General features: G+C 37.4%; 10 protein-coding genes and 1 pseudogene. All 11 read right to left on the bottom strand.

Features of this window, described 5'->3' with window-relative positions:
* A pseudogene (locus H541_RS13310) lies at positions 1 to 218 on the bottom strand (ISL3 family transposase); the annotation flags it as partial.
* 269 nt (positions 219 to 487) lie between these two features.
* Positions 488 to 1,324, bottom strand: a complete 837-nt coding sequence (locus H541_RS12610; RefSeq protein WP_420805202.1) for a YitT family protein — start codon at positions 1,322 to 1,324, stop codon at positions 488 to 490.
* Between the two features lie 285 nt (positions 1,325 to 1,609).
* Positions 1,610 to 2,269, bottom strand: coding sequence for a CBS domain-containing protein (locus H541_RS0110045; protein WP_022797172.1), 660 nt, complete (start codon positions 2,267 to 2,269; stop codon positions 1,610 to 1,612).
* A gap of 3 nt (positions 2,270 to 2,272) precedes the next feature.
* Complete coding sequence (locus H541_RS0110040; RefSeq protein WP_022797171.1) at positions 2,273 to 2,983, bottom strand: ABC transporter ATP-binding protein; 711 nt, start codon at positions 2,981 to 2,983, stop codon at positions 2,273 to 2,275.
* 2 nt (positions 2,984 to 2,985) lie between these two features.
* Positions 2,986 to 3,762 carry an ABC transporter ATP-binding protein gene (locus H541_RS0110035; RefSeq protein WP_022797170.1) on the bottom strand — a complete coding sequence of 259 codons (777 nt, stop codon included), beginning with the start codon at positions 3,760 to 3,762 and terminating at the stop codon, positions 2,986 to 2,988.
* Positions 3,759 to 4,715, bottom strand: coding sequence for a branched-chain amino acid ABC transporter permease (locus tag H541_RS0110030; RefSeq protein WP_022797169.1), 957 nt, complete (start codon positions 4,713 to 4,715; stop codon positions 3,759 to 3,761). The genes H541_RS0110035 and H541_RS0110030 overlap by 4 nt, the downstream gene beginning before the upstream one ends.
* A gap of 6 nt (positions 4,716 to 4,721) precedes the next feature.
* On the bottom strand, positions 4,722 to 5,603 hold the full coding sequence (locus H541_RS0110025; protein WP_022797168.1) for a branched-chain amino acid ABC transporter permease: 882 nt from the start codon (positions 5,601 to 5,603) through the stop codon (positions 4,722 to 4,724).
* A gap of 68 nt (positions 5,604 to 5,671) precedes the next feature.
* On the bottom strand, positions 5,672 to 6,841 hold the full coding sequence (locus tag H541_RS0110020; RefSeq protein WP_022797167.1) for an ABC transporter substrate-binding protein: 1,170 nt from the start codon (positions 6,839 to 6,841) through the stop codon (positions 5,672 to 5,674).
* 283 nt (positions 6,842 to 7,124) lie between these two features.
* Positions 7,125 to 7,547: a DUF3284 domain-containing protein gene (locus tag H541_RS0110015; protein WP_022797166.1), complete on the bottom strand. Its 423-nt coding sequence runs from the start codon at positions 7,545 to 7,547 to the stop codon at positions 7,125 to 7,127.
* 60 nt (positions 7,548 to 7,607) lie between these two features.
* Entirely contained in the window at positions 7,608 to 7,850 is a 243-nt protein-coding gene (locus tag H541_RS0110010; RefSeq protein ID WP_022797165.1) for a hypothetical protein, read from the bottom strand.
* Between the two features lie 122 nt (positions 7,851 to 7,972).
* On the bottom strand, positions 7,973 to 8,197 hold the full coding sequence (locus tag H541_RS13460) for a hypothetical protein (RefSeq protein ID WP_022797164.1): 225 nt from the start codon (positions 8,195 to 8,197) through the stop codon (positions 7,973 to 7,975).
* Position 8,198: the final 1 nt, after the last annotated feature.

The following is an 8,198-nucleotide window of genomic DNA, read 5'->3' as shown; positions in this document are numbered from 1 at the left end:
AAGGAATGACGGTTCACACAGGGCGATTGACAAAATTCACAACAGGTCGATTCATAAGTCAGGGTTCCGGTGTAGACAGTGGCCATTCGGCCTTTAATTCTTTCTTTTGAGACTGCATTTTTAGAAAAAGAGATGTTAGAATCTTTGATATTAAGGATTTTTTTTAACATGTTATCTATGTTTTCATCTTTAGTTTTGTTAATATTAGTACTGGACATTTGGTTAGCCTCCTATGATTTGGTTTAGCGATTTAATTATAGGACAACCAAATGTCTTTTTGCATAAAAAAATTGGTGTCGCTACTTTTTCAAGCAACAACACCAAATATTATAGAGCCTTATTTGTCATAGCTTGTTTCTCTATTGTGCATTGGGCCATACCGTATTTGTCACAATCGTCGGAATATTCATAGACATATCTAAAGATACCAATAGAAATTTAAAGAGGTGTTCAAAGAAACACTTATACTTTTTTACGGAAAGAAAAATTATTCAGTTGCCTCGTTTTTCATCTCGTTAAAATTACCAATAATCTTGCAGTCATAAGAGACAGATGCAAATGATTTTGCATCAACAGAATGTAACACCTTTTCAAGTATTGGAAGTTCATAACGCGTTATCACCGAAATCAGTACCGCTTCAGTAGATTTCGTATATCCTCCTTCAGCTCCTTTGATTACAGTAACACCTCGATGAAGGTTATCAATAATTGCCTTAGAAACTGCTTCAGGATCTCTCGTAATAATCAAGACTTGGGCTTTGACTTGGTTTGTAAAAATAAAATCAACCATGCGCCCATTAGTAATAATTGACAAAGCACTATAAAACATCGCTGGCCAACCAAAAAATGCTCCAGCTATGAATACAATAACGCCATTGATGAGCATAATGATGCCACCGATTCGTCGTTGTGTTTTCTTTTTGATAATGAAACTGATGATATCCATTCCGCCTGATGATATTCCTTGCTTGAAGGCAAATCCTACCCCTGCTCCACTTAAGGCACCACCAAAGATGGCACAGATAATAGGGTCAGTAATAATGGTATTTTCAGGAATCAAAATAATAGCTAATGAGTTACAAGCAACTGCCACAAGGGTAAAAATGGTAAACTGCTTTCCAATCTTAAACCAGGCTAGAAAAAACAGTGGAATATTAACAATAAAGATCCAAATCCCGACTGACATCGAAATCCCTGTAGACCTTCTAATAAGTTCAGTAATAATTTGCGAAATACCCGTTACCCCATTGGAGTATATATTTCCAGGCCTAAAAAATAGTTCATAGCAACAGCAGACAAGACTCCGTAAATAATTGCCGCCGATAATCGATGACCGATTCGATGTAAGTATAACTTATTAATCATAGTGTTTGTCCTTTTCAACTTCATTATCGTTTAGTTCACTGCTATCACAAAAAAATAAATGAACAACAGTTTTCTTGCAATACAATCGTATTATAACTAACATTTTCTCACTGTAAAGGAAAAACAATAATTATGATAACATTCTAATTGTATCATTATCAATCTCACTGTTGAATCACTCCATAAAAAAAGAATGGGTTAACTATGCACCCATTCTTTGCTGGTTCTATAATAGTTGGTGTTATTACTCTTCTGAAGAGCTGGTATTCAAAGACATCATGACATCGAAATCATTTTCAGTCAACAATGCTCTAACATCGTCAGCATCCTGACCAGTAACTTGAACAACTACGATTGGTTGCTCTTTGATTTCTCGGTAAACGACGATTTGAACGATATTAATCTGTGCTTCAAAAAATTTTTTTGTTAAGCGTGCCAATACACCTTTTTGATCTTGTTTGATCTGAATAGCCACACGCACACCATCAGAATTGTAACCAGTAATTTCCAAAAAGGCATCGAAAATATCATTATTCGTGATAATACCAACGAGTTTCTCCCCATCTACTACAGGTAAAACATTGATATGATTTTTTCGCATCATATCTACCGCATCTTCTAATAGGGCATTAGGCCCAATGGTTTTAACATTAGTGATCATCACATCACCAACAGTTGTTTTATTCAATAGATAATTCATTTCGAAGACACTTAAGCTCGTTGCATTGGACGGAGAAGATTCTGCTATGACACTCTCAGTCACTAACCCAATCAATTTTTCTTTAGTATCAACAACTGGTAACCGATGGATCTTGTTTTGGTTCATTAAATCAACAGCAGCTCCAATACGTTGTGTTGTTTGAACAGTTATAAGTTCCTTGGTCATAAAATCTTTGACAAACATGTTCTAGCCTCCTAAATATGCTTTTTGAACTTCTGAGTTCTTCATCAATTCTTTACCTGTACCCTCGATCACTATTTTCCCGGTTTCAAGCACATAACCACGATCTGCAATCGACAATGCCATATTAGCATTTTGTTCAATCAAAAGGACAGTTGTTCCTTCTTCTTTGATTGCTTCGATTATATTAAAGATTTCCTTGATGAAAATAGGTGCTAAGCCCATGGAAGGCTCATCCAACAAGAGTAGCTTTGGTTTAGACATCAATGCCCTTCCCATCGCTAGCATTTGTTGCTCACCACCTGATAAAGTAGCCGCATCTTGATTTTTCCGTTCTTTAAGAATAGGGAAATGATTGTACACCGTTTCGATAGATTTCTTGAATTCTTGCTTGTCTTTTCTTAAAAAAGCACCCATCTCTATATTTTCATACACTGTCAAACCAGCGAATACATGTCGACCTTCTGGAACTTGAGAGATACCACTGGAAACAATTTTTTGCGGTTTCTTATGGATAATCGACTCACCTAAAAATTTGATATCTCCCTTTTTAGGACGATTCAACCCCGATATTGTTCTAAGAATCGAGGTTTTACCTGCACCATTGGCACCAATCAATGTCACAATCTCGCCTTCATTGACTGTGAAGGATACTCCTTTGACTGCTTCGATCGCACCATATGAAATCGATAGATCTAAAACGTCTAGCATCGTCATCGTTAAGCACCCTCCCCTAAATAAGCTTTTATAACACGATCATTATGTTTGATTTCTTCTGGCGTTCCTTGAGCAATCATGCGGCCATACTCTAACACATATAACCGTTCACATACTGACATAACCAAAGACATATCGTGTTCAATCAATAATATGGTAATTGAAAATTCTTCTTTGACACGTCGAATTAACTTGGTTAATTCTGCCGTCTCTTTTGGATTCATCCCAGCAGCGGGTTCGTCCAAGAATAATATTTTAGGTTGTGTCGCTAAGGCTCTTACAATCTCAAGCCGCCTTTGTTCACCATAAGGTAGGTTCTTAGCAAGATGTTCTGTCTTATGGTCCAAATCAAACAGTCGTAGTAAGTCGATAGCTTTTTCCTTAAGAGTATCTTCTGTCTTATAAAACGGTGGGAAACGTAACACAGCTGAGAGTACATTCTCTGGATTTTTACCGTTCATAGCAATCAAGACATTATCTAGTACTGTTAACTCTTTAAAAAGCCTTATATTTTGAAAGGTTCGGCTCAAACCGAGTGTTGCGATTTTAGCTGTCTTTAAGCCATTCAATTTAGTTTCTTTACCATCAACCGTTAATGTGATTGTTCCTTCGCTTGGTACATAAACACCAGTTAACAAATTGAACAGTGTTGTTTTCCCTGCTCCGTTTGGACCAATCAGACCCACGAGTTCATTTTCATTTAGCTCAAGCGTCACGTCAGACACAGCCGCTAGTCCACCGAAATTCTTAGTTAATTGTTCTACTTTTAAAATACTCACTGAGAGTCACTCCTCTCACGTTTACGGAATAATCGTTTCAATGATAATTCTTTAGTACCGAGCAACCCACTTGGACGGAAGATCATAATGATGATCAAAGCTAAGGAGTAGATAATCATCCGAAGATCTCCAACACTTTGCAAGTACATATTGATAATCCCTAGTACAGTTGCAGAAATAACTGTCCCGGTTAAACTACCTAGCCCACCAAAAACGACGATAATCAAGATATCAACTGATTTCATAAAACTGAAATCTCCTGGCATGATCGTTTGTAAGTAGGAAGCATATAAACCGCCTGCTAAGCTTGCAGTACACACACCAATCACAAAAGCCATAACTTTATATTTGGTCGTATTAACCCCCATTGCTTCGGCAGCTATCTCGTCTTCGCGGATAGACAAGGTTGCACGACCAGATGCACTATTAATAAAATTAGACAGAAAGACAACCACAATCACTGTGGCCACAAAAACAATCGGCCAAGTCACTAAATTAGGTATCCCAAAAAGCCCTGATGGCCCTTGTGTAATACTATCCATATTGACGATCAATACACGGATGATTTCCGAAATCCCTAATGTAGCGATTGCAAGATAGTCACCTTTAAGCCGTAGTGTTGGAATCCCAACCAAAAGTGCCACAAGTCCAGATAAAACAATACCTAATAATAAGCCTAATACAAGGCCTAGATAAGTTGGCATTCCTAACAAGACAACTGCTGTACTATAAGACCCTATCGCCATAAAACCAGCATGTCCTAACGAGAATTGTCCAGAAAATCCGATGATCAAGTTTAATCCGCTGGCCAACATAATGTTGATGCCGATCAAAACCAGTGTGGTCATCACAAAAGGATTGATGTAACCATACCATTGAAGATAAAAGATGGCGGCGTAAGCAATGACTATAATAATAGCCCACGACAAAATCGCTTTAAAATTTCTTTTCATAGCTGATTACACCTTCTCTTTCACGTTTTTGCCGAGTAATCCAGCAGGTTTCACGAGAAGAATAATGATCAAGACAAGGTAAACGATGGCTTCTTTGAAAACAGAATAACCAGTTGCACTAACTAGTGTTTCAATAATACCTATCGCATAACCACCTAATGCAGCACCTGGTATAATGCCAATACCACCTAAAACAGCAGCGATAAAGGCTTTTAGCCCCGGAACGACACCCATCAACGGATTGATCGTATTATAGTAGATCCCTACAAGAATACCACCCGAAGCTGCCAATGCTGAACCTAAAGCAAATGTAAATGAAATAGTTCTGTCAACATTGATTCCCATTAATTTAGCTGCATCTTGGTCAACACTAACAGCACGCATAGCTTTCCCCATTTTCGTGAACTTGATGACATATTGCAGCAATAACATCAAAATGATTGAAACGAAAATAATTGTCAGTTGGATCTTAGTAACAGAGGCAACTCCGAAAATACTGTATTTAGCATTTTGCATAGCCGGAGGATAGTTGCGAACGTTGCTCGAAAAGAAATAGATCATTACATTCTCAATCAAAAAAGATACCCCGATAGCAGTGATCAATACAGCTATACGAGAAGAGTTTCGAAGCGGCCGATAAGCCAAATACTCTACGACTACCCCAGCAACCGCACATACAATCATCGATAAGATCATCGCTACAAATAAATTAAGTTTTAATACACCAATAAAATAATAGCCTAGGAAAGCTCCTAGCATATAGATATCCCCATGGGCGAAATTGATCAATTTAATGATACCATATACCATTGTATATCCTAATGCCATTAGGGCGTAGGTGCTTCCTAATGAAATACTATTGATCAATTGTTGAAAAATTTGGTCCATAAGCTACTCCCTTCTAAAAAACGAAAGCAAGGCAACAAGCACCTTGCTTCAGATAGTTTTGTAACAGATTATTCAGGATCGATAACTTCTTCAGAAGCATTTTCACCATTTTCGAGTTTGACAATGACAATTGATTTTTCAGCATTATGATTTTCGTCAATTGTCATCGTTCCTGTAACACCTTCAAAGTCTGTTAGACCTGCTAAAGCATCCGTCAATTTTTGCGTATCGACTGCGTCAGCTTCTTCAAGACCAGCTTTTACCATATAAACTGCATCGTAAGCTAGTGCCGCGAATGTACTAGGTTTTTCCCCATATTCAGCTTGATAGGATTCAACGAAAGCTTTCGCTTTTTCAGATTGCCCTGCTTGTTCTGAATAGTGAGTTGTGTAGTAAACATCAGTCGCATTTTCAGCACCTGCTGTTGATACGAAAGCTGGATCTCCGAAACCATCAGCCCCTAGTACCGGTTGTGTGATTCCCATTTCCCGTGCTTGTTTAACAATCAAACCTGCTTCAGTGTAATAGCCAGGAATGAATAAAACATCAAAGTCTAAATTCTTGATTTTTGTCAATACAGCTTGGAAGTCTGTATCTTTTCCGACAAAGTACTCTTCAGCAACAATGTCACCCTTATAGGTGTCTTTGAAAGCTTTAGTAAGTCCTTTACCATAATCACTTGATTTATCTCCAAGAATAACTGCCTTTTTACTTTCAAGTGTATCTTGTGCATAAGTAGCTAATGTCGTTCCTTGATAGCTATCTTGATAACAAGATCTAAAGACAAATTCTTGAACGGCTCCATTATTGACGGTTAAAGAATCATCCGTCCCTGAAGGAGTAATCATCGGCACTTTTGCGGAAGTGACTGCAGGAGTTGCTGCTTTAGCAGCACCTGAAGTTGCTGGACCGATAATAGCCACAACATCATCATTGTTAGTTAAACTTTGGGCAACAGAAAAGGACTCACTTGTTTCAGATTTGTTATCTTTTTCAACAATTTGAACTTGTTTTCCTAAGATTCCACCGTCCTCATTGATTTCCTTGACTGCTAAATCAATCCCAGTCTTTTCAGCAGTACCATAAGCTGAAACAGCACCACTTAATTCCATATTGACACCGATTTTGATGGTGTCACCATTTTTTTCAGTATTACCACTAGCACCATTTCCACCACCAGGTGCACATCCAGCCAAAAGTAGCATGGCACCTGCAAGTAGACCTAATCCTTTTTTCATTTATATTTCACCCTTAATAATTGCTAAAAAAAGTATACCGTTAATATATTCTAACCAAACTCTAATGTCAATGGGCATTCTATCAGAAATGAGTCTTTTTTCTAATGTTTTTCCACTAAAATCACTAGTTTTGGATACTTTTAAGGAAAATTGACCTGTTTTAAAAAGATAACACCTGATGTAACCCTTTTTGAGATTAGAGAATTGAGAAAACTTAAAATCTACAGCAACACAAAAAAGCTTGTAACACCTTTATAGAATGGTGACAAGCTTTTTTATAGGGCTAACTCTTTCCAACATTTTCCTCGATCGATGTGAGCATTTTCTTGAATCGTTTCTTTTTAAAAGGAGACATCAAGGTTCCAACAATCATATCATTCATGGATTGTAGAAAACCGACTGATTCCATCTTTTCACTATAATGCAATCGGCAACTTTTTTCATCAATCTTTTTAATCTCATAGCTGACTGTATAAGTATTTCTTGTTGATTTTAACTCATATCGATAACAAGTATCAGGTTCGACTTTAAGAACTTTAAACAAGGCTTTGCCTTGACCTTGAAATGATTTTTCAAATGAGTAACCCTTCAAATCCTTAGGCGAAAGCTCTTGTCCCGTTTGCTGTTTGATATCGGCTAAAGTTGAAGTGATCAATACATGGTATAGCTGTTTAGCCGATATACTGAGCGATTGTGTCAACTCCAATTAAACTCCCTACTTTCACTTTTAAACCAGACTGTAAGTGTCGTTACCTACGATCACTCATTAGTTTGATTTGTTTCTTTTACTTACTTTTTGCTTTACTTGCTTTACGCCATCCTCTTGACTTGTTTGATTAGGAGTATTTTTAGCCTTTTTACTCCCAATGACAAGCAAAATGACACCGCATAAGATCAGGAGGCCTGCGAGGGTTATCAATGTCCAGTTATAAGAGTAGGTCGTTCGATCCACACTAAAAAGAAACACTAGGAGTCCAATACTAATTAAAAATAACCCATTTTTCGTCATATAAGCGTCCTTCCTTCATCTGATTACTATTGACTGTTGCTATTTCTTATAACTGTTGTTATTTCTTATAACTGTTGTTATTTCTTATAACTGTTGTTATTTCTTATAACTGTTGTTATTTCTTACTCATTGACAGGCTCCGCTTGAAAATAAAGAACAGCCCCCCAAGGCTCTGCTTTAACGATTTGCTTGGCAAGCTTAGCCCCTTTTGCTGCGTCTACACCTGTTACATCAAAATAAAGGTTCAGACCTTTCTTTTCTTTAAATGTAAATGTAGCATTTTCAGCAGTTGAAGCTTCCAACAACGCAATGATTTGGTCTTGTTGAATAGGTGCTTTTAAGACGATC

This window comes from Bavariicoccus seileri WCC 4188, from assembly GCF_000421665.1.
Taxonomy (GTDB): domain Bacteria; phylum Bacillota; class Bacilli; order Lactobacillales; family Aerococcaceae; genus Bavariicoccus; species Bavariicoccus seileri.
The sequence above is the reverse complement of the archived record's forward strand: the minus strand, read 5'-3'. Positions and strand labels throughout refer to the sequence as shown.

Coding starts and splice junctions, on each gene's coding strand:
- H541_RS0110045 (WP_022797172.1), bottom strand. CDS start 2,269: ATGTTTGTCAAAGATTTTATGACCAAGGAACTTATAACTGTTCAAACA.
- H541_RS0110040 (WP_022797171.1), bottom strand. CDS start 2,983: ATGACGATGCTAGACGTTTTAGATCTATCGATTTCATATGGTGCGATC.
- H541_RS0110030 (WP_022797169.1), bottom strand. CDS start 4,715: ATGAAAAGAAATTTTAAAGCGATTTTGTCGTGGGCTATTATTATAGTC.
- H541_RS0110025 (WP_022797168.1), bottom strand. CDS start 5,603: ATGGACCAAATTTTTCAACAATTGATCAATAGTATTTCATTAGGAAGC.
- H541_RS0110020 (WP_022797167.1), bottom strand. CDS start 6,841: ATGAAAAAAGGATTAGGTCTACTTGCAGGTGCCATGCTACTTTTGGCT.
- H541_RS0110010 (WP_022797165.1), bottom strand. CDS start 7,850: ATGACGAAAAATGGGTTATTTTTAATTAGTATTGGACTCCTAGTGTTT.